The organism is Pseudomonas sp. IT-196MI5, from assembly GCF_949767415.1.
Taxonomy (GTDB): Bacteria; Pseudomonadota; Gammaproteobacteria; order Pseudomonadales; family Pseudomonadaceae; genus Aquipseudomonas.
On sequence record NZ_CATKPZ010000023.1, the window covers coordinates 20,101 to 42,101 of the forward strand.

18 protein-coding genes and 2 pseudogenes are annotated in these 22,001 nt (G+C 58.7%); 11 read left to right on the forward strand and 9 right to left on the reverse strand.

Translation table 11 applies throughout. The features are described from left to right. Positions 1-24: 24 nt before the first annotated feature. From ACM6IK_RS17130 to ACM6IK_RS17155, 6 genes are all read right to left on the reverse strand, one after another. Positions 25-1,089 (reverse strand): WD40/YVTN/BNR-like repeat-containing protein, encoded by a 1,065-nt coding sequence (locus ACM6IK_RS17130; protein ID WP_414875280.1) that lies wholly within the window; start codon positions 1,087-1,089, stop codon positions 25-27. A gap of 77 nt (positions 1,090-1,166) precedes the next feature. Next, positions 1,167-2,528, reverse strand: a complete 1,362-nt coding sequence (locus tag ACM6IK_RS17135) for a DUF1329 domain-containing protein (protein ID WP_414875281.1) — start codon at positions 2,526-2,528, stop codon at positions 1,167-1,169. A gap of 33 nt (positions 2,529-2,561) precedes the next feature. Continuing rightward, positions 2,562-4,391 (reverse strand): DUF1302 domain-containing protein, encoded by a 1,830-nt coding sequence (locus ACM6IK_RS17140; protein WP_414875282.1) that lies wholly within the window; start codon positions 4,389-4,391, stop codon positions 2,562-2,564. Positions 4,392-4,459: 68 nt separating this feature from the next. Further along, complete coding sequence (locus tag ACM6IK_RS17145; protein ID WP_414875283.1) at positions 4,460-5,623, reverse strand: thiolase C-terminal domain-containing protein; 1,164 nt, start codon at positions 5,621-5,623, stop codon at positions 4,460-4,462. Positions 5,624-5,782: 159 nt separating this feature from the next. Beyond that, a complete protein-coding gene (locus ACM6IK_RS17150) occupies positions 5,783-8,383 on the reverse strand; it encodes a LuxR C-terminal-related transcriptional regulator (RefSeq protein WP_414875284.1) in 2,601 nt (866 codons plus the stop codon). A 225-nt stretch (positions 8,384-8,608) separates the two neighbouring features. Continuing rightward, the gene (locus tag ACM6IK_RS17155) at positions 8,609-9,544 is read right to left on the reverse strand and encodes a helix-turn-helix domain-containing protein (RefSeq protein ID WP_414875285.1); all 936 of its coding nucleotides are present in this window, start codon (positions 9,542-9,544) and stop codon (positions 8,609-8,611) included. 36 nt (positions 9,545-9,580) lie between these two features. On the opposite strand from ACM6IK_RS17155, the gene ACM6IK_RS17160 reads away from it, so the two are divergent. The 11 genes and pseudogenes from ACM6IK_RS17160 (at position 9,581) to hdeA (ending at position 18,483) form a co-directional block, all read left to right on the forward strand. Next, positions 9,581-10,861: an acyl-CoA dehydrogenase family protein gene (locus tag ACM6IK_RS17160; protein ID WP_414875286.1), complete on the forward strand. Its 1,281-nt coding sequence runs from the start codon at positions 9,581-9,583 to the stop codon at positions 10,859-10,861. Between the two features lie 47 nt (positions 10,862-10,908). Next, complete coding sequence (locus tag ACM6IK_RS17165; protein ID WP_414875287.1) at positions 10,909-12,039, forward strand: saccharopine dehydrogenase family protein; 1,131 nt, start codon at positions 10,909-10,911, stop codon at positions 12,037-12,039. A 21-nt stretch (positions 12,040-12,060) separates the two neighbouring features. After that, entirely contained in the window at positions 12,061-13,617 is a 1,557-nt protein-coding gene (locus tag ACM6IK_RS17170; RefSeq protein WP_414875288.1) for a class I adenylate-forming enzyme family protein, read from the forward strand. A gap of 55 nt (positions 13,618-13,672) precedes the next feature. Continuing rightward, positions 13,673-14,911: a thiolase family protein gene (locus ACM6IK_RS17175; RefSeq protein WP_414875289.1), complete on the forward strand. Its 1,239-nt coding sequence runs from the start codon at positions 13,673-13,675 to the stop codon at positions 14,909-14,911. A 56-nt stretch (positions 14,912-14,967) separates the two neighbouring features. Beyond that, the gene (locus ACM6IK_RS17180) at positions 14,968-15,762 is read left to right on the forward strand and encodes an SDR family NAD(P)-dependent oxidoreductase (protein WP_414875290.1); all 795 of its coding nucleotides are present in this window, start codon (positions 14,968-14,970) and stop codon (positions 15,760-15,762) included. 64 nt (positions 15,763-15,826) lie between these two features. Beyond that, entirely contained in the window at positions 15,827-16,204 is a 378-nt protein-coding gene (locus ACM6IK_RS17185; RefSeq protein WP_414875291.1) for a hypothetical protein, read from the forward strand. Positions 16,205-16,459: 255 nt separating this feature from the next. Then, entirely contained in the window at positions 16,460-17,029 is a 570-nt protein-coding gene (locus ACM6IK_RS17190; protein ID WP_414875292.1) for a MepB family protein, read from the forward strand. A 157-nt stretch (positions 17,030-17,186) separates the two neighbouring features. Next, a complete protein-coding gene (locus ACM6IK_RS17195) occupies positions 17,187-17,408 on the forward strand; it encodes a transposase (protein WP_414875293.1) in 222 nt (73 codons plus the stop codon). A gap of 9 nt (positions 17,409-17,417) precedes the next feature. After that, a pseudogene (locus ACM6IK_RS17200) lies at positions 17,418-17,653 on the forward strand (IS3 family transposase); the annotation flags it as partial. A gap of 108 nt (positions 17,654-17,761) precedes the next feature. Beyond that, positions 17,762-18,052: pseudogene (locus ACM6IK_RS17205) on the forward strand (integrase core domain-containing protein); the annotation flags it as partial. 125 nt (positions 18,053-18,177) lie between these two features. Continuing rightward, a complete protein-coding gene (hdeA, locus tag ACM6IK_RS17210) occupies positions 18,178-18,483 on the forward strand; it encodes an acid-activated periplasmic chaperone HdeA (protein WP_095946012.1) in 306 nt (101 codons plus the stop codon). 299 nt (positions 18,484-18,782) lie between these two features. Here hdeA and ACM6IK_RS17215 read toward each other — a convergent pair whose 3' ends face one another. The 3 genes from ACM6IK_RS17215 to ACM6IK_RS17225 form a co-directional block, all read right to left on the reverse strand. Then, a complete protein-coding gene (locus ACM6IK_RS17215) occupies positions 18,783-20,264 on the reverse strand; it encodes a DUF1254 domain-containing protein (RefSeq protein ID WP_414875294.1) in 1,482 nt (493 codons plus the stop codon). 200 nt (positions 20,265-20,464) lie between these two features. Next, positions 20,465-20,923 (reverse strand): glycine zipper 2TM domain-containing protein, encoded by a 459-nt coding sequence (locus ACM6IK_RS17220; protein WP_414875295.1) that lies wholly within the window; start codon positions 20,921-20,923, stop codon positions 20,465-20,467. Between the two features lie 243 nt (positions 20,924-21,166). After that, positions 21,167-21,844: a DUF3313 domain-containing protein gene (locus tag ACM6IK_RS17225; protein ID WP_414875296.1), complete on the reverse strand. Its 678-nt coding sequence runs from the start codon at positions 21,842-21,844 to the stop codon at positions 21,167-21,169. Positions 21,845-22,001: the final 157 nt, after the last annotated feature.

The window sequence follows — 22,001 nt, forward strand, 5'->3', positions numbered from 1 at the left end:
TCTTTTTATTATGTAGGGGTGGGCTCATTCGAAGGGCAACTGGCGCAAGCCCCGTGCGCCTGCGACCACCACGGTGCCCGATACGATGGCCTGCGCCGCGGCGGCGGGCCCCAGGCGGTCTTGTGGCTTTAGCGTGAAACTGGCTCCGTCGTCGGTGCTGACAAGCACCTGCCCGGCCTGGCTGACCAGGATGATTCGGCCATCGGCGGTGATCGTGCTCGCGGTGATGCTCGAGGACAGACCCAGTTCAACCTTGTCCCAGTTCGCGCCGTGATCGACGCTGCGATAGACATTGCCTCGCAGGCCATAAACGAGCACCGAGCCCGGCTTGCCGGTGATGCCGAAGTAGCTGCCGCTGTAGGGCGTCGGGATGTTGATGAAACGCTGCGTTGCCGGGTCCAGTTTCAATACCAGGCCTTGCTCGCCGACAATGAACAGGTCATCGCCGATTGCACGCATCCCGTAGAAATTCAGCGCCCCCGGATTGTCGGTGCGATCCATCAACGGAACCCAGCTGCGGCCGCCGTCTTCGGTGCGGAAAATCAGATTGAACGCGCCGACGATATAGCCGGTTTTATCATTGGCGAACCAAACGTCCAGAAAAGGTTTGTCAGCCCCTTCATCGACCATTCGTTGAGCCTCAGCCAATAACGCTTCATTGGGCTGTTGCCCTTCTTGCCTCTGAAAATGTTCGAGCATGATCTGCCCCACCTGACGGCCATCGAGCTGACGCGTCCAGGTTTCACCACTGTCGTCGCTGTGCAACACAATGCCGTCGTGCCCGACCGCCCACCCCTGCGTCGGGCTCGGAAACTGCACGGCCACCAGATCGGAACTGACCGGCACTTGTGCCTGGCGCCAGCGGACGCCGTTATCATCGGAATAGAAAATATGGCCGCGTTGGCCCACGGCGACCAGGCGCTGACCTGCACGGGTCAACCCGGTGAACACACCGCTGATCGCCTTTTCACTCTGAATCGCGGGGCTCGACAGCACGTCGACAAAATCGGCGGCGACGACGCATCTGGTGAATGGCACAGCCAACGCCACAGTCAGCGCAGCGAGCGTAATCCATCTAAATGTATTCATGAGGTCTACTCGGCAAAAAAAGCCGCCGAACAGTGCGGTACACACTGTCGACGACAAAAAAACACCTGCGTTATGGCTCAGCGAATACCCGTGCCGGCCAATGACTCAGGCGCCCATTGCGCTTTGGAAAGCGGGTCGATGTACTTGACGCCGCCGTATGGGCCGTAGATGCCGGTGATGTTGTAGCTGCCAGAGACCAGGTCATAAATCATGTGGTTATCGGAGTTCGGCGCCTGCACGTCATAGCTGTATGCCAGGTGTGCAAAGGATCCGCGGTACAGCTTGCCGCTGGCGTCATACTCATCCGACGCCAGGGCGATCCAGCTGTCTTCGTCGAGGTAGAAGGTGCGCTTGCTGTAGATGTGGCGTTTGCCCGGTTTCAGCGTGGCTTCGACCACCCACACGCGGTGCAACTCCCAGCGCATCAGGTCCGGATTGACGTGATGCGGCGTGGTGATATCCGCAGCGTCCTTGTGATAGTTCAACTTGTACGTGTTGTACGGAACGATCATTTCCTTCTTGCCGACGAGCTTGAAGTCGTAACGGTCCATTGCGCCGTTGAATACCCAGGCATCGTCATAGGTCGAAGCACCGGCCGAGCCAGGGTTTGGCGTGTCGTAGGCGATATCCGGTGCGAGTTTCACGCGGCGCTGACCTGGCAGGTATTGCCAGCCACGACGCTCCATTTTCAGAGGGTTGACGGCATCCTGCACCAGGATGGCTTCGCCTGCGCGACGGGCCGGGGCCTGGTAGTAGAGTTTGGTCTTGAAGAACAGATCCGTTTCTTTCGCCGGCTCCGTACGCTTCGGATCGTACAGTGGGTACTCCAGATAGCCATTACCGGTCGTGGCCAGTATCGCCCGGCCGGAACTGTCGACGTTCCAGGAGTCGTATTTGATATTGGTGGCGTAACCCTGATAACGCAGCAGGTGGTTCCACATGGCCTCATAGCCATCTTTCGGGATCGGGAACGGAACGCCCGGCAACGCGTTTTCCAGTGCTACCCCGCCTTCGAGTGTTTTGGTGCCGACGGCATTTTTTGCGGTGTTATCCAGCAACCGTTGAGGCAGCGCAACGCTGCGATGGGTCGGAAACACATCGACCCGGAACGTCGGGTAACGCTTGAGCAGCTCTTGCGTGGTCACGGTCAGTTTGTCGGTGTATTGACTGACGTTTTTGCCATCGACGACGACGCGTGGCTTGTCGGCCTCGTAAGGGTCCGGACGGAACGAACTGCCCGGTTGAAAACTGGCCGGTGCCGTGGTGAGACCGCCGGTGTAGGACGGAATGGTGTTGTCGGCATTGCCGGCCTTTTCAGCGCCGACACCTGTCAGGCTGTTGCCGAGTCTGGCCGCTTCATCGGGGGCCACGGCTGCCTGTGCCGTACCGGCGATGGCAACGGTCAATGCAGTGAACAAAAGCGTGTTGACGAATTTCATGGAGTGACTCCTGCTAACAAGCAAAGACTTCGATCAAATGGTCGTTTTGAAGGTAAAAGTGACCATGCCCCGATCCTTGAGCTGAGGCTGAGTACCGCCGAAAGCAGTGGTCTGCCCCGGTACGCAGTTGTATTGGCCGTTGGCCCCTGGTGCGGCACCCTCGCCCTGTGCACCGGCACCACCGGCTGAGCCGCAGGTGTCGAACGGACCAAAGTTGTCCACGTACTTCAGGTCAAACCGGTACTGGTTGTGCACGTCCATGCCAACGCCCACCGAGTAACTGCCGGAGTCCTTGTTACCCCCGAGCTGAACCGACGAGTTGCCCGCAAGGCCGACGCTGTAGTTGGCCGGCAGGTACATATCGATGCCGGGGAACACCTGATACCAGGTCGGGTTGAAGTTGACACCCAGGACGTAGTTGTCCTTGGTGACCTTGTCGACACCGCGATACCAGTCTTCGCCTTTGAACAGCTGCTTGTTCTCGGTGACGTCCAGCCAGCGGCTGTAGGCGAGTTCAACCAGCAAGGTCGAGCTGTCCCAGACCGGTGTCGCACCGAACGTGGTCAAGCCGTTGAGCACCGCGTGCACGGTGTTGCCTCGGGCCACACCGTTGTCACCATCAAAGCTGCTGATGAAGCCAGGCAAACCGGCAGCACCGGCGGCCGGGCTGACCGTTGCCGGCACGCTGGCCAGCGGCATGTTGTGGCGATAGTTCAGGTCGAGGCCGACGCTGACACCTTCGATGCTTTTCGACAGGCTGATGCCGTAGATATCGATGTCGTCGACATAGAACTGGTTGTAGCTGCCGACATTGCCGGAGATCAGTTGCGCAGGGCCGACCGCCGTTGGCTGCAACACCAGGTTGGGCAGAATGTCGGAGGTTTTGCGGTAGTAAAAACCCAGCGTACCCTGCAGCCATTCCGGGCTCCACTTGGCCATCAGGCCGAAGTCACCTTGATTGTCCGGGGTAAACGTATGCCCGTTGCTCAGCCGCAGGAACTGGTTGGCACCCAGTGGGCCAGGTGTGCCGAACAGCGGGTTTCGGCCGCCGATCAACGACAGGTTGTGCCCGCCATTTTGAATGCCGTCGTTGAACCCCAGATAAGTGCCCGACTCCGGCAACCGCGCGGCGTCCCAGTCCAGGAAGTACTGCGCGGCGAGGGTCAATTCCGGGCTGACCGTCAAGCTGGTGGACAACTGATTACGCGGAATGAACAGTTCTTTGGCTTCTGTTCCCGGGACCGCCAGCGACTTGGAAATATCCAGGCCGGACTGGCCATAACTGTTGCCATGGGCAAAGGCGAGGATGCTTTCGCCCCAGTAAACGGTGTGCTTGCCGAGCTTGCCGCTGAGCAGTGATTCATCGCCGACTTCAGCGCTGCCGAACACGAAGGCATCGAGGATTTCCGAAGAAGGACCGTTGTAATACCGATCGGCGTAACCGCTTTGATGACGAGAGTCCGGCTTACCGTTGTTGAGCTGATTGGTCGAGGCGTTGTCGCTGCCAATATCGTCGTAGGCGTGGTCGTACCAGGTGTTGGCGCTGACACGGAATCCGGCTTTTTCTTTGTAAACCACGTCCAGTTCGGTCAGCACATCCAGTCGTTGAGAAACGGGACTGCCGGAGGAGAAGTTGCGATCCCCGTCATTGTTGTTCCACGAATTGGCCAGCTTACTGTTGGGGGCTTCCACGCGCTGGGCATAGTTGAACTTCAGCGTGTTGTCGAAGCGAACCGCAAAGTCTTCATTCCCCGTGTTGATCTCCACAGCCCCCACGGGCGCGATGCCCAGGCCGGTGAGAATGGCGGAGGCCAACAACCCTTTGCGAAGGTTTGCATGGCAGATCTTATTATTTTTGTTCATCTAGCTTGCCACCTGCTCTATGGTTTACGAAAAGTCATGGGTTGAATCACGGCGTAATGAGCCTCCTCTCAGGTGTGCTGCAAAAGGGTGACCGACACCGCCCGGCCCAAGGCGGTGCTATGTTGTAAAGCCGTGCGGGCGCCAGCAATTTGCCTGCCGTCGGCCATGTCGCGCAGTTGCCAGACCAACTCGACCAGTTGCGCCAATCCGGTGGCACCCGGGGCGTGACCACGTCCCAGCAAGCCACCCGATGGGCACACCGCATTCATCTGCCCTTTCAGGCGGTGTCCTTGCTGCACGAATCGATCGATCTCGTCCTCCCGGCAAAAGCCCAGCGCGGCGCTATTGACCATGAAGTCGCCGACGCTTTGATCGTGCAGTTCAACCACGTCGATGTCTTCGGCACCGAGGCCCGCCTGCTGATAGGCCAGCTGCGCGACTCGCCGGGTGGTCGCCTGTCCGAGCACATCCAGCACGCACCCCGCTTCCTGCTCTGAAGCGCTGTCACTGCCCCTGACACTGGCCAGCACGGTGACGTCCGCCCGAGCGCCGAAGCGCAGGGCGAAGGCCGGGGTACAGAGCAGGATGGCCGCCGCGCCGCAGGCGGGTGGGCACAGATAAGGCGTGAGCCAGCCGTCGCGATCCGGCACGCGGTTCAATACGGCGTAGGGATTGCGCCCGGCCTGGGCCCGTGCCCGCTCAAGCACTTGATCGAAGCTGCTTTGAGCAATGCCCATGCGTGTCAATAACCAGCTGGTTTGGGCAGCGAACAGCAGCGCCGGTTGTTGTCGACGCTCGATAAAGCCGTTGGGGTTCTCATCCTGCCTGACCGTTGCCGATTCATCGCGAGCGAGATCTTTCAAACCGAAAAACTCACGATTGGAAATGCCTGCCGGCATGCACTCGACGCCAACCAACAGGACACATTCAGCCTGGCCGCACAGCAGGCTATTGCGGGCCAACTGGAAAGCACTGCTGGCCGACGCACAGCCATCGCCGAGGCTGAAAATCGGCACGCCCGTGTAGCCAATCTGCGACAGCATCTGCTCGGCGATACCGGCTTCACCGTATACGCAGGAAGTAAACACCTGGTCGACCAGGTCATAGTCGATCCGCGCATCGGCCAGCGCCGCACGGATGGCTTGCCCCGCCAACGCCGCATGACTGTCAGAACCACCCAGCGGTAGAAACGGCGCCATTCCTGCACCCGCGATCAGCACTCTTTCAGACATAAACCTGCTCCCACTCGCCGATACGTCGGCGCTTTTGTGGGGTCAGACTATTGCGAAGTCGAAAAGCGAACCCCCCCATTGACTGGGGGGGCGGCTGGAAATCGGATTGGGGGGATTGAAGAATGATCCGGACGGATCATCTCGGGTGGTGGCTTGGCATTAGCCCGCTGTCTCGAGAATTCCCAACATGTATGCACGCGCGACAACATGCTGCCTTGTGCCGGCCTGGAATTTTCCAAACAGGTTTTTCAGGTGCCACTTCACGGTTTCCTCGCCGACATTCAGCGCCAGGGCGATTTGCTTGTTGGACAGGTTGCGAGCCAATAGCTGCAACACCTCGCGTTCCTTGGGCGTCAAGAGACGACTCGGGGACACGCTCGATGGGGTGGATTCCGGTCGCGGAACAGGTGCGGGCGTAGAGGTCGTCGCAAGCAACGGGACCGTTTCACCCTGGAGCGTCTGCTCCCATTTGATCAGGTCCGGATGGGTGTCCTGCACCACGCGTAACATACCGTTTTCTTGCGCGAGGCTGACAGCCTCCAGCAAATAGTCGGTGCCGCCCTGTCCGGTCGCCCGAAGTGCCAGTGCCCTGAGCAGCTTGATCTGTACGATGTCTCGCCCACGACGCAGGTATTCGGCTGTTTCGCCAACCTTGTCCAGCACCGCCAGCATAGCCTCCCAGTCACGTTGGGCCAGTAAGGCATATGCGTTGGCTACCCCGGCCAGCAAGTCCAGCTCCGGACCCAGCAACCCTGCTCGCTCACGGGCAATAACCGGCGTGAAACTGTCCAGCCGTCGCCATAAGGCCTGACAGGTATCGCTGCGTCCCTGCAGGGCATGCAGGCGTATTTGCTCTCCCAGGGAGGCAATGCAGAAGCGTGGAATATTTCGCTCTTCTCCAAGGGCGAATAACGCCTCGAGCAGGTCCTGCCCGCGATGCACCTGCCCCTGGAGTGAGGCCAGTCGAGCGGCGGCGAGGAAACCCTGCACAATGGCATCGGGGGACGCCAATCGCTCAACGATATCCAGCCTGTTCGCCAGTACCATAGCGGATTCCTGAATTTCCCCCTGTTCCAGCAACACCGTCGCCAGAGCGCTCGCTAGAATGACCGCCACCGGACTGCGCCGACCGATGTCCCGTTCGGCATGCAACAGGCTATCGTGCAGCGCAGTGCGCGCCGTCACCATTCGACCCTCGTATAAATAAGCAAGACCGACCACCCACTCGCCATACCCGCGTATGGCATCAAGGCCAGGACGACCTGCGTAAATCGCTGCTCGCTGAAAGATTCGCCGGGCTTTCTCCGGTTGTCCCTGCAACAGCGTCAGCCGGGCGATCAGGTTCGCGACCAAGGCTTGCACCGTGATTGAGAATGAAGGCAATCGATCGACCCAAGGCATGATGAGTTCATGGGATTGATCCGGACGGTCCGCAAAGAAGGCGGCGGTGGCGGCGATGGCGACCGCTTCACAACGTGTCGCCTCGTCGGCGGACGGATGCTGTTCAATAGCCGCAATCAATTGCGCCGCTTCGGCCTGACGCGCTCCCATTGCCAATGTCCAGGCCGCCGCCAGGCAGATGCGCGGATGCGCCAACACGTCAGCGGGGCCAAGCTCCTCGACCCACTCCAGCACCCGGCTGAATTGCCCTTGCAACGCGACTTCGTACAGGCATTTGCCAATCAACGTATAGGCCGGTTGGGGCATGCCGGCCAACAGATATTGCCGGGCGGCCTGTTCCAGGAAACCGTGTTGTTCCAGCCACACGGCGCCGCGCCGGTGATAACCCTGACGTTCCTCCAACGGCAAATCGGCAAAACGGCCGAGCAGAAATTCCCGCGCCAATGGATGGATGCGCACCCAGTCACTGTCGATGCTTTCAACAAAAATCGGTGTCGAGGCACACAATTCCTTCAGCAATTCACCCGAGCGAGCGTTGCCCGTCAGTGCCTCGCATAACAAGGGCTGGACCATTTCCAACAAGGCAATGCCGGTCAGAAAACGAACCTGCTCCTCCCGAAGATGTGCGAGCAGACCGTCGACGAAATAACGCTGGATATCACCCAGGCAAGTCGACAATCCTTCGACTGCCGCACTCCGGTTCGGGCTCTTCTCCAACGCCGAAATCGCCAATTGCAAGCCAAGCGGCCAGCCTTCGGTTATCTCGTGCAGCCGCATGCAGAGGTCGGCATCAACCCTTGCGCCGAAACGGTCATTGAGGATGGCGACCGCCTCTTCCACATTCAGTCGTAAAGCCGCTGTCATGATCGTCGTGAAAAGCCCTCTTGCCGCGAGGTCCGCCACTTGCAGATTCAACCGTGTACGAGAGGCCATGATGATGCGCAAATTGGCCGGCGCGTTGTGCAACAGGTACGTCAGCGAGTAACGGATCGTCAGCTCGGGCAGGGTATCCACTTCATCCAGAATCAATACGGTTTCGCTACCCAGATCAGCCACTTCCGCCAACCACTGCGTCAGCCCTTCCTGTTCGTCACGCCCCAATCCCGCAATAGGCTCGAATGCGCGGGCAAACGACGGCCGACCGCTGCCAATGGCCATGGCAACTCCCAGCCCCTGGACAAAACGCGCACTATCATCCTGTGCATCCAGCGTCATCCAGGCCACCACGGCACCGTGGGACAAACATTCACGGCGCCATTGGGTCAGCAGAAAGGTTTTGCCGAAGCCTGCCGGCGCTTGAACGGCGATCACCACTTTGTCTGTCAGTTCCTGGGTATGAATACCCAGGCGGCTTCGCATCCGTGCCGATTTCTGACTACGCGGCGGTGTCGTTTTGAGGATCAGTTGGGGCTCTATGCAATCCATTTCTTTCAGACCCTGGTGGTTGAGAGACGCCTACCCAAGGAGCGTCTGAGGGTCCCTGGATACAGTTCCAAACGGTCGAACACTACCATGGAATAGTTCGAGGACTTGAACTGCGGTGCAATCCAGTGCAGTGACCTGCTCGCCACGCCAAAGAACCCGCTACCTTCCAGCCAGCGCTCTGTATTCGGCCGGTGTACTGGCGTGCGCAACCTTGAACGCTGCAGTCAGGTGGCTCTGGGAGCTGAAACCACACTCCAGTGCCACATGCAAAATAGGCAGATCGGTCTGCATGAGCAGATCACGTGCATGTTCCAGTCGTAGATTCATCACATAGCGATGGGGCGGCATACCCATGGCGCGCTGAAACAGCCGTCGGAAATGAGCCGGGCTGACACCCGCCTGGCCAGCCAGCGTGCTGATCGAGAGTTCCTGCCCCAGATTTTCGCGAATGAAGACCAGTACGGTATGCAGGCGCGCCAGATGAATATGCGGCGGATAAATACCTCTGCTCGCGTCAACTCGTAGCGCGCGATACACCTGCTCAAGCATGACCATGGCCAATCTTGCCATGAACCCCTGATCAGCCCCTTTCCCAAGGCTTAGCTCATCCATCAATTGCCGGGCCGCTGCGCTCACCAAACCATCACTGACGGGCAATGGTGCCTGCGCGCCAGCGCATAGCTCATGCAATTGTCGAAACACGCCATCAGTGCGCTCGGGCAGATAAAAAACCGCGAAATCAATGCTGCCGGAATAGTGCCACTGAGTGGCACAACCTGCCGGCAGCAGCATTGACAAGCGGGGCATCGATGTTGAGCGCAACTCGCCCCCTGCCCCCTCATCCGCCCGCGAGCCACCGAACTGGGTCAGCAGGGCCATGAAGTCAACGGGCGGGACGGATAGATCGGTCGTATGCAGGAAGTAGCGCTCCGCATACAAGGGGATGTCACTGCACACCAGGCCACCCAGCAAGGGCAGTCCCAGTGTTTCATGGACCTGTTGTTGCGGATTCATGGGCATCTCGGGATGAGCATATTTTGACAAATATGACCGCTTTTCAGGTGAGTTGTCGATGTCGGGAAGAACAATAATCAACCGAATTTCCGCCGCTCGCGTAAGACGAGACCCATCATGAAACTAAGTAACCGGATCAACCTGCCTGACATTTCAATAACCGGCTTTGAAACGCCCCTGAACGAGGTCGAGCGCGGCATCCAGGACAGCGTGCATCGCTTTGCCAAGGATTTCATGCGGCCCCTTGGTCAGGAACTCGACAAGATGACCGCAGAGCAGGTGGTCGCCCCCGGCTCGCCGTACTACAGCGTGTTCAGCGAAGCCGCCAAGCTGGGCCTGGATTCCGGCCTGCTGTCCGAGCTGCCGTCGGACACGGCTATACGCGTCGAGTCTATGATCGGCGAGGAAATGGGCTGGGGCGATGCCGGCCTGGCGGTTTCCCTGGGCGTCAGCACCTTCCCGAACGAGATGGCCAAAGCCATAGGGAACCAGGAGCTGATCGATCTGAGTGCCGGAAAAATCGGCTGCTGGATGATTACCCATCCGGACAAGGGCACTGATGTCAGCGCCTTCGACTTGCAGCGCGACTGGGTGCCGGGGCAGTTGGGCAACAAGGGCAATCTCTTCGCCAAAGTCGGCGAGCACGAGATCGTCATTAACGGCCAGTGCTCGGCCTGGGTGTCCAACGGCGCGGTGGCCCAGGTGGCTCTGGCCTACATGACCGCCGACTATGGCAACGGCTTCTACGATGCCAATGGCTTGCCCTATGGCATCTCCGTCATCGTGCCCCTGGACTTGCCCGGTGTCAGCAGGGGCAAACCCTTGGAGAAGATCGGTCAGCGCGCCCTGCCCCAGGGCGAGGTGTATTTCGACAACGTGCGGATTCCCAAGCGCTTCGCCGTGGCCCTGCAGGACGAGTACTACGGCAACGTCATGTCGACCTGGTCGTTCGCTGGCACCCACATGGCGCAATGGTTCACTGGCGTGGCACGTTCCGCCTTCGAACTGGCCCTGGCCTACTGCCATGAGCGCAAGCAGGGTGGCCAACTGCTGATCAACCACCAGCTTACCCGCTACCGCATCGGCGACATGATGCGTCGTGTCGAGCTTTGCCGGGCTGTCGCCCGCCGCACCCTGGCCTATGCGCGCCTGTCCCCGCAGGGGCACCCCTGTGCCACGGCTTCCGGCAAGGTCACCGTGACCGAAGAGGCCATGCGCGTGGTCAGCGATGCCATGCAGCTGTTCGGCGGCAACGGCCTGACCCGCGAGTACCCCATGGAGAAGTTGTTCCGCGATGCCCGCGCCGCGCTGATCGAGGACGGCGAGAACATGATGCTCACCACCCGCCTTGGCTTCCTTGTACAGGAACTCTACGAAGACGGCTGGCCGCGGTACTGATCCCACACCCGACTAACAATAAACAATAAACTTTGGAGACAACAAAAATGGCTAAGTATCCTGTAGTTGTATATGGGGCCAGCGGTTACACCGGCATGCTGACCATGGACTGGCTGATCGACCAGAACATCCCGTTCACCGCGGTGGCGCGCGATGCCAGGCGTGCGCAGGAAATGATGGCGCAACGGGTGGTACGCCTGGAGTCGGCGACCTACGAAATCATCGAGGCCGAGCACAACGTCGAGTCGCTGAGCGCCGCCTTCAAAGGGGCCAAGGTGGTCTGCAACACCGTTGGCCCCTTCGTCAACTTCGGTCTGACCACCGTTGAAGCCGCGCTCAAGGCCGGCTGCCACCACATAGATACCACCGGCGAGCAAAGCTACGTCCGTCAGGTTCGCGAGCAATTTGGCGAACTCTATCGTCAGGCGGGTCTGCTGGTTTCGCCATCGCTGTCCTACATGTACAGCTTCTCCGAGATCGCCGCCGAACTGGCGCTGGAAACCCCCGGCATCGACGTACTGGAAACCGCCGCCCTGTGCCGCGGCCCGCGTGATGTCGCAGGAGTCAGCCTGGGCTCGGCAGCCTCGATTTTCGAATTGTTCCACAGGGAGCAGTTCTACCTGTGGGAAAACAAGCTGGTGCAGCACCCGGCCACCGCTTCGTTCAACATTGTCGACCCTAACTTCATGCAGCCGGTTTTCTGCCTGCCTTGGGGGGGAACCTCGCTGCCGATTTACTTCGAGCATGATCCGCGCGTACGCGCCTGCACCTCCGCGGTCGGTTTCTACGACAACAACGTGATGCCGATGGTGCATGGTCTGAGCCAGAAGTGGGAAGCGGAATACAAGCACCTGTCCAAGGAGCAGCAGGATGCGGTGGTGAGGAGCCTGGTGGAGGCCACCACGCCGAGCATGCCGCCCCGCGAACGCACCACCTTGCAACGCAGCGTCGACATCGCTATCGGCCGCGGTCACCTGGCCGCCGTGCGCGCTACCGTGCATGGCGTCACACCCTATATTTCCACCGGTGCCCTACAGGCCGCGGCGGCGATCAGGCTGCTCGACGACGACACCAACAAGGTCGGCTTCGCTTCCGGCTCCAAGGCTTTTGGACACCGCTATCTGCTCGGTTTCCTGGAAGAGCGCGGCCTGGCCCGTGCCACCGTTAGCAAACTCTGATTACCGGTACAGGAACCACTTATGGCCATCATCGACTTTTACGATCGCGGCTGGGGCATCAACCCTGCCGGGGTCGCCTACATCCAGGGCGAGCGCTCTTACACCTTCAACGAAATCGGCGAGCTCTCGTGTCGCATCGCCAACAAGCTGCTTGCACTGGGCTTGCCGAAGGAAACCAAGGGTGCCGTCTGGTCAGGTAACGACGTCACCGCCTGGGCCTGCACACTGGGTCTATGGCGCGCCAACATGACCTGGATTCCAGTCAACGCGCGCAATTCAAGCGAAGAGAATCACTACATCCTCGACGCATTCGATTGCGAGGTGATGTTCTACCAGAACGACTTCGCGCCAATCATCACCGAACTACGGCCCAGGCTGCCGAAGATCAGGCACTGGATCTGTATCGACGCCGACGCTGTCGATGCACCTTCGTTGGAGCTATGGAGTGCCGGCCAGTCGGCGAGCCGTCCCGAAGTCGCCTATGACATGGACGACGTGGTGGCGGTCTCACCTACCGGTGGCACAACGGGCACGCCAAAGGGAGTGATGAACACCCACCGCAGCGTGCAGACGTTCATCGCCCACTTCATGCTGACCTGTGCTTATCGCAATGGTGAAAAGCCGGTGAATATGGCGGCTGCACCGATGACCCACACTGCCGGCCTGTTGGCCGTACCCTGCACGGCGCAAGGCGGCACTGTCGTGGTTATTACCAAACCCGATCCGGCATTGATGTTGAGCGCCATTGCGCAGCACAGGGTCAGCGAGCTCTTTCTGCCGCCGACGGTGATCTACAGGCTGTTGGAAATTCCCGGTATCGAGAAGCTGGACTTCTCCTCGGTGAAGTACCTGATGTACGGCGCAGCTCCAATGTCGGTAGACAAGCTGAAGAAAGCGATCGAGATTTTCGGCCCGGTCATGACCGGCGGCTATGGTCAGACCGAAGCACCGGCCAGCATCGCAAACTTTCGTCCTGACGAGCATCTGGTGGGTGACCAATTCGCCGACGACGAACGCCTGTCTTCGGTCGGCCGCCCTAACCCGCTGGTGCGCGTCGAAGTGATGAGCGACACCCACCAGATCCTGGCGCGCGGTGAAAGCGGTGAAATATGCGTGCGCGGCGACCTGATCATGAAGGGTTACTACAAGCAGCCGGAGAAGACCGCCGAGACCATCGTCGACGGTTGGCTGCATACCGGCGACATCGGCCATATCGATGCCGAAGGCTATCTGCACCTCACCGATCGCAAAAAGGACATGATCATTTCCGGCGGTTTCAACGTCTATCCCAGCCAGGTCGAGCAAGTGCTGTGGGGACATCCGGCCGTTCAGGACTGCGCCGTGATTGGCGTGCCCGATGAGAAATGGGGCGAGGCCGTCAAGGCCGTGGTCGAACTCAACCCGGGCCAGGAAACCACCGAGCGGGAGCTTATCGAGCTGTGCAAGGCCAAGCTGGGCAGCGTGATGGCGCCGAAGTCGGTCGACTTCACTACCAGCCTGCCACGTAGTCCGGTGGGCAAGGTGCTGAAAAAAGAACTGCGTCAGCCGTACTGGAAAAACTCGGCCCGCAAGATCTGACACAACCGGAGGGGTGCGAACTGGGCACCGACCCACTGAATATAAGGAATTTTCAATGAGCAATATCTATATCGCCGGCATCGCCATGACCGTCTTCGGTCGCCACATCGAACGCAGCCTCGACGACTTGGCACGCGAGGCTTTCCAGGGCGCATTGAAGGACGCCCACTGCAGTGCCGCCGATCTCGATATCGCGTTTTATGCCGGCATGACCAATGGCCCGTTGCAAGGCCAGCTCTCGATCCCCGGTCAAGTCGTGTTCAGCAAGATCGGTATTGAAGGCATTCCTATCTATAACATCGAGAATGCCTGCGCTTCGGGTAGCTCAGCCTTCAATCTGGCCGTGCAAAGTCTCAAGGCCGGTACAGCCAGTATCGCGCTGGCGTTGGGTGCGGAAAAGATGAACATCCCGGATAAGCTCAAAGCCCTCTCGCTGTTCGAGGCTGGTTGGGATGTTTCTCGCGCCGAAGAGAATTATCAGACGCTGGTGAAAATGGGCGAAGGCGTGGTGCCGCCCGCCGGGTCGGAATCGGACAAGCCCTACAGTAAGTTCATGGCCATCTATGCCGCATTGTGCCGCCAGCATATGAAAACCTACGGCACCACGCAGCGACAGATCGCAGCGGTGTCGGCAAAAAACCACACTCACTCGGTCCATAACCCCTACTCGCAATTTCGCAAAGCCTTCAGCATCGACGAAATCCTTGCCGCCCCTCCGATCACCTACCCGCTCACCCTGCCCATGTGCGCGCCGCTGTCGGACGGTGCGGCAGCGGCCATCCTGTGCACCGAGGAAGGACTCGCACGCATCGGTGCCGACAGGCGCCGCTGCATCAAGGTAGCGGCCAGCGTCATCCGCAGCTTCAGCCATCGCCGGCTCGATCAGCCGGAACTGAACGTCGGTCACCTGGCCGCTAACCTGGCCTATGAACAGGCGGGCCTGGGGCCGCAAGACATGCATGTCGCCGAAGTCCATGACGCCTCGGCGATGGGCGAAATCATTCAGGTCGAAAACCTGGGCCTGGTCCCGTTCGGTCAGGGCGGACCTGCGGCTGAACGTGGCGAATTCACCCTGGGCGGGCGCATCCCGGTCAATACCTCAGGTGGCCTGGAATCGAAAGGACATCCACTCGGTGCTACCGGGATTGGCCAGCTCTACGAACTGGTGACGCAACTGCGCGGAGAGGCTGGCGCACGCCAGGTACATGGCGCACGCCATGCAATCCAGGAGAACGGCGGCGGTTTGCAGGGTATTGAGGAGGCCGCCGTCGCGATCCACATTCTCAGCAAATAGTGCTTGCCAGAAAAATGCGTAGTGGCGAAACCAATCAAAACAAGAAGGATAAAAACATGTTCCAAGACAAAGTAGTCGTCATCACCGGTGCAGGATCCGGCATTGGTCGGGAGTTGGCTATCCAGATGGTGCAAGCGGGTGCACATGTCGCCCTGTCGGACATCAACCAGGTGGGTCTCGACAGAACCATGAAGCTCTTGCCTGACGCCAGCAAAGCGAAAGGTTACATCCTGGACGTATCGTCCTGGGACGCCTTCCAGGCTCATGCCGACGAGGTGAAACGCGATTTTGGCACGGCGCACTTCGTCATCAATAACGCAGGTGCCTCCGTCATCGGGACGGTTGCCAACACCTCCATCGATGAGTACGAGTGGCAACTCAACATCAACCTGTGGGGCGTGTTGTACGGCACCAAAGCGTTCCTGCCGATGATGCAGGCCCAGCGAGAAGGCTGCATCGTCAACATTTCCAGCGTATTTGGCCTGGTGGGTTTCCCGATGCAAAGCGCCTACAACATGTCGAAGTTCGCCGTACGTGGTCTCACCGAAGCGCTATGGTCGGAACTTGAGGGTAGCGGTGTACGCGCCGTGTGTGTGCACCCTGGCGGAATCCGAACCAATATCGAGAAGTCCGGACGACGCTGTAAAGCCGCCGGTAGTACAGAAGAAAAGTTCAAAGCGCTTGCCGACAAGATGCTGCTGACGCCGCCGGAGGATTGTGCCGGCGACATCATCAGGGGGCTGCGCAACGGAACCAAACGCATTATCACAGGGAACAAGTCGAGCACCTTGTTCTGGATGAGCAGGCTGTTCCCCAATAGCTATCCGGCATTGCTCAAGCTGCTTGGCTGAGACTCAAAAGCTACAGGATGTCTCTGCGTGATGCGAAACGTCACCACCTCTCAGGAACGATCCCATGACCGACAGTTATACCCGCAAGCTGTTTATTTCTGCCGCCTGCTTCAACATACTCGCGGGCCTTCCATTACTTGTAGCTCTGCGACCCGTAGCTGCACTGTTGGGGCTGCAAATTACCCCCACCTCAACTCTCTTCATTCAACTCACCACATGCCTGGTTATCGTATTCGGCTGGGCCTATTGGATGATCGCTCGCGATCCGCTGCACTATCGCCCCTACATCCTGCTCGGGATAATCCTGAAAGTACTGTTTGTCGTGCTGGTTTTTGGTCACTGGCTGGCGGGCAGCATCCCCTGGCCATTGCCTGTAGCGGCATCGGGTGACATCGTCTATGCATTATTGTTCTGGCGTTATTTGCAGCGTGCCGAGCGTTGAACGGTCGCGGTAGGGACGGCAGTTACCTGCCGCCCCCCCGCTCAGATCCGTACGTGCGGAACTACCGCATACGGCTCCTGCCTCGTGTATGTGACGCGGCTTCACCATCGACGCAAGTTACCAGGATGTCTGGCTATCCCACCTTGCGCGATCACACGACGTAACCGCACGTAGTCCGCTTCGGCATGTCGAATGGCGTAGCATATGTTCTGAAATGGGTCGTATGGTCAATGAGTCGTTTAGGAGCTGTTCCCGTTGAAATCCGATTTAATTGACCCAGACACAAAGTATGCAAGCGCGGCAGACCCTGCCCTCGGCCATATTCCGAACGATCTGATAGCGGCTATCCAGGATGTGTACAAGCCGGCGGGAATGCAATTGACGGACCAGGCTCTGCGCGAGGCTGAGAGTGTCGAGTATGGTGCCTCCCGCTTTGGCCTCGACGGACGCACCATTGTCTTCCGTGTGGCTAAAACGACGCCGACGAAGATTGGACAGTTCGTCACGATATGGAAGCGCCCGACGTCAGGCAGCACCATTGCGCCTCTCGATGTCGCTGACGGTGTAGCCTTTGTTGTGGTGAGTGTGTTCGATGCAACTCATCGCGGACAGTTTGTTTTCGACCAGAAGACACTGGTATCAAAGGGCATCATGGCGATTGACGGTAAAGGCGGCAAACGCGCCATCCGCGTTTATCCACCTTGGGTCAACCCCGTCGCCAAAGAGGCCGTCAGGACACAACAATGGCAACTACGATACTTCCTTCCTCTGGAACAAAACGGCAACGCCGATCCCGTGCAGGTGCGTCGGCTATTTGAAGTTTAAGATCCTTATCCGTCATTTTTTAGAAAGCGTCTGCCGAAGTCACCTTGCGTAAGCCAGGCAGGTACCCACTGGATGCGGCATCGGCTGTTCGATCTCACTTGCTCGCTGCGTCGGCGGCCGCATCAGCACCTCTTTGAGGTGGGCATACGGATCATTCATGCGTGCCGACTGGATCAGGCTCCTGATCGCCGCCGTCCGTTGGCTGGACGCTTACCCGCCCCCCTTCAAGGCCCAGGTTGTTCAGGAATGCCTGCAACCCGGCGCAACCCTATCCAGCGTTGCCATCAGCCACGGCATCAATGCCAACGTGATCTGCAAGTGGCTACCGCTTTATCTGCAGCTAAACACCTGGGTCAGTTTTCGGTCAGCGGCAACCTAGCAGGATGAGTATCAGGACGGCAGCCTGTCGGCGGTCAGCGCGGGTGAAGCCGTGGTGCCGGCCTCCGAGCTGAGCGATGCGCTCAAGCAGATCCGTGAGCTGCAACGGATGTTGGGCAACAAAACGATGGAAGCAGAAATCCTCAAAGAAGCCGTGGAGATCGCCCGGTCGTGAAAATGGATTGCGCACTCACCTTTGTTGCCGGGGGACTACCAGTGAAGCTGGTCAGCGAATGTCTTGGTGTGGCGCGCTCGCAATTAACGGTTCGTATCAAGCAATCGGTATCGCCCAAGACACGGCGAAGCAGGCCTTTGAACGACGCTGAGTTGGTGGCTGAAATCCAACAGCAGGTCAGCGATAACGGTTCGGCTTACACCGCCGAACAGACGCGCTCGTTTGCTTGGCAGATCGGCTTGCAGCCGGCGACCACACCGGTTCGCAGCCCGCAGAGCAACGGCATGGCCGAGAGCTTCGTGAAGACGATCAAGCGGGACTACGTGGCGCACATACCCAAGCCGGATCAAGAAACGGCGCTGCGTAACCTGGCCATTGCCTTTGAACACTACAACGAGAAGCATCCGCACAGTGCCTTGAACTATCGCTCACCGAGAGAGTTCAGGCGTTTGGCCGCGGCATCCATTTAACGGGAGTTGGTGTCCGGTTTTGTAGGGGTAAGTCCAATCATGCTGACCTATAGTCAGTCACTGTGAATGCCCATTAACGAGCATTCGCGCTTTCTACCACGCAACTCCGTATTGAGATAATTTTAATGAATGCAAAGCAAGTGCTTGTAGCTACCCTCGTAATAATGACCAGCTCAACGGTCCTGGCCGCGAAAGCGCCCAAGACTCCTGTCGACAAGTGGACGTGTGGCGACTTTTTGGAGATGGATGAGACGTATCGCCCCAGCGCCGTTTTTTTCGCTGAGGGTTTTACTAAATCGGGCAAGCCCGTAGATGCCGTAATGGATGTCGATGGCACCCTCACAGTAACCCCAAAACTGATTGAAGCTTGTACTCAAAACACAAAGGGGTCATTCGTTAATACACTCAACGAAACGAAAGCCAAGCAGTAAATGTAAGTAAAATCTGGGGATATTGAGTAAGAGCCCTCAAGGCACTCAAGCATTTTTCTCCAGTTCTCCCTCACACTCGTCAACCACCGGTCAAAGGTGCGCGCCCGGCACTGTCCTGCAATCCAGGCGCCGATAAATCGGCACCGGACGAACGTACAAACCGCTACATCAATCTGCCTGTTAGATGCCATGCTGGCGGTATTCAAACTTGCGTGCCGACTGGAGGTATCAGCGGTCTCTTCGCTTGAGCAATCAAATCAAACGGCTGCTTGCAATCGGCAAACAGCCGCGAATTCGCGTTACTTCGATGCCACCACTGCCGGCGGCTGCCAGCTGCCGCTGCCGGCGGGAAGAATCGAAGGCGCCGTAGCCTTCGGCCAGTAGAGGCGCATCACCAGATAAACCGTGTCGTCAGGCGCCGGCAACCAGTTGGCCTCCTTGGCCTTGCCCGGCGAATCCTTCTGGATGTACAGGGTCAGTGAACCATCCGCGTTCTTCTTCATCGCCGACAGCATCGGCGAATTGATCAGGTAACGGTTGATCGGGTTCTTGATCAGCAGCTGGCTCTTGCCGTCGTACATGGTCACCGACCAGAAGGCATTGACCGGCGGCAATTTACCGGCCGGGAAGGTCAGCGTGTAGTTGCGCTTGCCGGTATTGAGCGTCTGGCCGCTGCCGTCGGTGCGCGTGTAGGGGTACGTCGCCTCGGTGGCGTCGTTGCCGTACAGACCGCCCTTCGCGGCGCCAGCCCGCGTCAGCCAGTCGCCTTTGTAGAACGCCTGGTCGCCGAAGAACGCGCCGACGTTCCAGCCGTTGATGTTCTTCATGCCGCTCGCGAGGAACTTGTCGACCTGCTCGTCGCCGGCCTTCATCCCCAGCAGGATCGCGGCCTTGTGCTCGAGCGAGAGGTCCTTGAATTCGAAGCTGCGACCGGGGCCTACGCCGATGCTGGCCAGCTTCGCCCGGATCGCCTTGTCCTCAGCCGATGGCGGCACATACTCCAGTGCGGCCGACAGGTACTCGAAGAAGTTGGCCTTGATGCCCTCCGTGGTGGCCGGCACGAAAGCGATCTTCGGCGCAGCGGGTGGCGCGGGTTGATGGAGGAAGGCGGACAGCGGCTGGATCTTGTAGCCCGCCTGCACCTTCTCGACATTCGGCATGTCGGCCGGATTGAACAGCTGGGTGCGGATCAACGTCAGTGCGAAAGGGGTCGTGGAGCTGAACACCTTGTCGATGCCAGGCGGTGTCGCCCCCTTCCAGTCAGGGCCTGCGATCAGATAGCTCCCGGCCGCGCTGGCCGTGGCCCGGCTGCCGATGTAACCGTAGTTATAGGTGTTGCCGTCGATCAACTGCACCGAGTAGTAGCGTTTTTTGGAGACAGACGGCACCGTGATCACCAGCGGCTCGGCGCGCAGGTCGGCCCAGAGAAAGGAGTACGGGGTGTCGCTGTTGGGTGTAATGACGGCGGTGTCAGCGGGGGTCGCGACCCGATGCTCGTTGTGCAGCTGGTTGAAGGGGGCCTTGAACTGGCTGGACCTGGAGTCCACCGCGAATTCGTTCATCACGGCGTAGTTCATGACCAGCGGCAAGCCGTAGATGAAGCCTTCCTCGGCGATCGCCTTGGTCTGCTCCAGACTCGGCGCGGCCACGCCCTTGGCCACATCCGCCTTGTCTGCCTGCGCGATCGGATCGTTCTTGCCCGCACACCCCGCGAAAAGCGTTGAACCCACGACGACGACCGCCGCCGCCATTGTCCAGCCCCTGTTAGACTTCCTGTTCATTTTCACCTCAATAGCCATGAGTGCATTGCCGTCGTGAGTAATCATGTGGTCTTGGCTTCGCTTGTTGATATTTTTAATTCTTTAGCGTGAAGCGGCTTGTACCTGGGCCTCTCTTGATGGACCCATTTTCAATACAGGGGCGTCTGCAAAACCCGAAGTGATTCGCACCGACCAGAGTTGCGCAGAAGCCCCAAGTAACCTTAACTGCCTTGCGGTACTACTCGGGCATCATTGCCAGAACCTTCGATGTAAACGTTCATGCCTTTACCCAAGGACGGATTGATCGGCTGAGTCACCGATACCAACACGCCGTTTCTTACTCGCACAATGATCTGTTGTGCCTGTATCGGTTGGTCATACTTTTTCTTTTCTGCGTAATTACCGCCCGCAGCACCGGCGAGTGCACCGGCAACCATGGCGACATCGCGGCCGGTGCCATGACCAATCAAGCTGCCGATAGCGAGACCACCAAGGCCGCCGAGTACGGCGCCGACGCCACTGTCGTGATTGGTCTGCATCTGCGCCAACGATATCTGCTCGATCTTGCCTGAGCGGATCTCGGTTTCACCGGCACCGCCATCGGTTGATCCTACGACGGAACAGGCACTGACCAGCACAGTCATCAACGTGACCGTCAACCTGAAAAGCATTGATTTCATTGCGGTATACCTCGTTATTGGTGTTTAACTTGCGAAGTTGAATCGTTTCCATGTCACGAACCCACTGATCGTCCGGACATCGACAGATGCACAAGCGCTTAACGCAAGTACACTGGCGAACGATGCAAAAAGTAACGGTCTTTGCAATCTAAAGAGTCGAACCGATGAATAGGGGCCCATGTCAGCAATCCTGTGCTTGAACACTTTTGAACCGCCAATGGCTATTGGCGATTCAAACGAGACTTAACTGCGGATGAACGCCCAGAGATCGACGTTCAACTTGTCGATTGCCGCCTTGAAGTCCTTGGCGGTGACCTGCTGGCTTTCGTTTTCCAGTGTGGTGCCAAACACCTTGCGCACCATTTTGGCCACGGTCTGGTTGGTTCTCGCATCGATGAGTTCGGCCTCGATGAACAGGTTGGTGTCCTGGTCACGGTGACCGGTGGCGGCCTGTGTCGCGCCGACAACGGCCGCAACGGGTACGACTTCATACCATTTCATGCCTTCGTTAGAGGCACTGACCCCGGTAATTGCCGCCCGCATGATCAGGGCCCGGGAACCCGCCGGGGCGGATGAGGTGTTGGACACTACACGGTATTTCTGACTCAACGTGGCCTGAGCCTTGCTGCTCATGTAGTTCTGAATGTCGGTCAGCGTCTGTTGGTTGACCCGCTCATTAGGCTTGGGCGCTGGATAGAACTCCAGTTTGTTGAACACCACGGTGTCGTAAGCATTCGAACTCCAGGACGGGCTGGTCCAGCGCATCACTGTTCCACCGCTGGGTGTTTTGACTTCCTGCAGGTTGTTGTAGTTGTCCAGGAAGCCGGAATACTGGGTTTGCTCAGTGACTTTCGAGGTACAACCGCTCAACAAGACGCCGGTCAGTGCAGCACCGATCAGCAAATTTCGGGATAGATTCATAGTGGTGTTTACTCCTTGGATGAAATCGTCGTTCTTTCGTTTACAAGACATCAGAATCGCCAGGTCATGTTGCCGGCCAAGGCTTGAATCCAGGCATTGTCGAATTGACCGGAGAGTTGATCGCCCGACACGGATTTGGTCTGCTCGTCCGGCATGT

What these genes read in the sequence shown, in the direction of transcription:
- ACM6IK_RS17130 (WP_414875280.1), bottom strand. Translation starts at nt 1,089, where the DNA reads ATGAATACATTTAGATGGATTACGCTCGCTGCGCTGACTGTGGCGTTG.
- ACM6IK_RS17135 (WP_414875281.1), bottom strand. Translation starts at nt 2,528, where the DNA reads ATGAAATTCGTCAACACGCTTTTGTTCACTGCATTGACCGTTGCCATC.
- ACM6IK_RS17140 (WP_414875282.1), bottom strand. Translation starts at nt 4,391, where the DNA reads ATGAACAAAAATAATAAGATCTGCCATGCAAACCTTCGCAAAGGGTTG.
- ACM6IK_RS17145 (WP_414875283.1), bottom strand. Translation starts at nt 5,623, where the DNA reads ATGTCTGAAAGAGTGCTGATCGCGGGTGCAGGAATGGCGCCGTTTCTA.
- ACM6IK_RS17150 (WP_414875284.1), bottom strand. Translation starts at nt 8,383, where the DNA reads ATGCGAAGCCGCCTGGGTATTCATACCCAGGAACTGACAGACAAAGTG.
- ACM6IK_RS17160 (WP_414875286.1), top strand. Translation starts at nt 9,581, where the DNA reads ATGAAACTAAGTAACCGGATCAACCTGCCTGACATTTCAATAACCGGC.
- ACM6IK_RS17165 (WP_414875287.1), top strand. Translation starts at nt 10,909, where the DNA reads ATGGCTAAGTATCCTGTAGTTGTATATGGGGCCAGCGGTTACACCGGC.
- ACM6IK_RS17170 (WP_414875288.1), top strand. Translation starts at nt 12,061, where the DNA reads ATGGCCATCATCGACTTTTACGATCGCGGCTGGGGCATCAACCCTGCC.
- ACM6IK_RS17175 (WP_414875289.1), top strand. Translation starts at nt 13,673, where the DNA reads ATGAGCAATATCTATATCGCCGGCATCGCCATGACCGTCTTCGGTCGC.
- ACM6IK_RS17180 (WP_414875290.1), top strand. Translation starts at nt 14,968, where the DNA reads ATGTTCCAAGACAAAGTAGTCGTCATCACCGGTGCAGGATCCGGCATT.
- ACM6IK_RS17185 (WP_414875291.1), top strand. Translation starts at nt 15,827, where the DNA reads ATGACCGACAGTTATACCCGCAAGCTGTTTATTTCTGCCGCCTGCTTC.
- ACM6IK_RS17195 (WP_414875293.1), top strand. Translation starts at nt 17,187, where the DNA reads ATGCGTGCCGACTGGATCAGGCTCCTGATCGCCGCCGTCCGTTGGCTG.
- hdeA (WP_095946012.1), top strand. Translation starts at nt 18,178, where the DNA reads ATGAATGCAAAGCAAGTGCTTGTAGCTACCCTCGTAATAATGACCAGC.
- ACM6IK_RS17215 (WP_414875294.1), bottom strand. Translation starts at nt 20,264, where the DNA reads ATGAACAGGAAGTCTAACAGGGGCTGGACAATGGCGGCGGCGGTCGTC.
- ACM6IK_RS17220 (WP_414875295.1), bottom strand. Translation starts at nt 20,923, where the DNA reads ATGAAATCAATGCTTTTCAGGTTGACGGTCACGTTGATGACTGTGCTG.
- ACM6IK_RS17225 (WP_414875296.1), bottom strand. Translation starts at nt 21,844, where the DNA reads ATGAATCTATCCCGAAATTTGCTGATCGGTGCTGCACTGACCGGCGTC.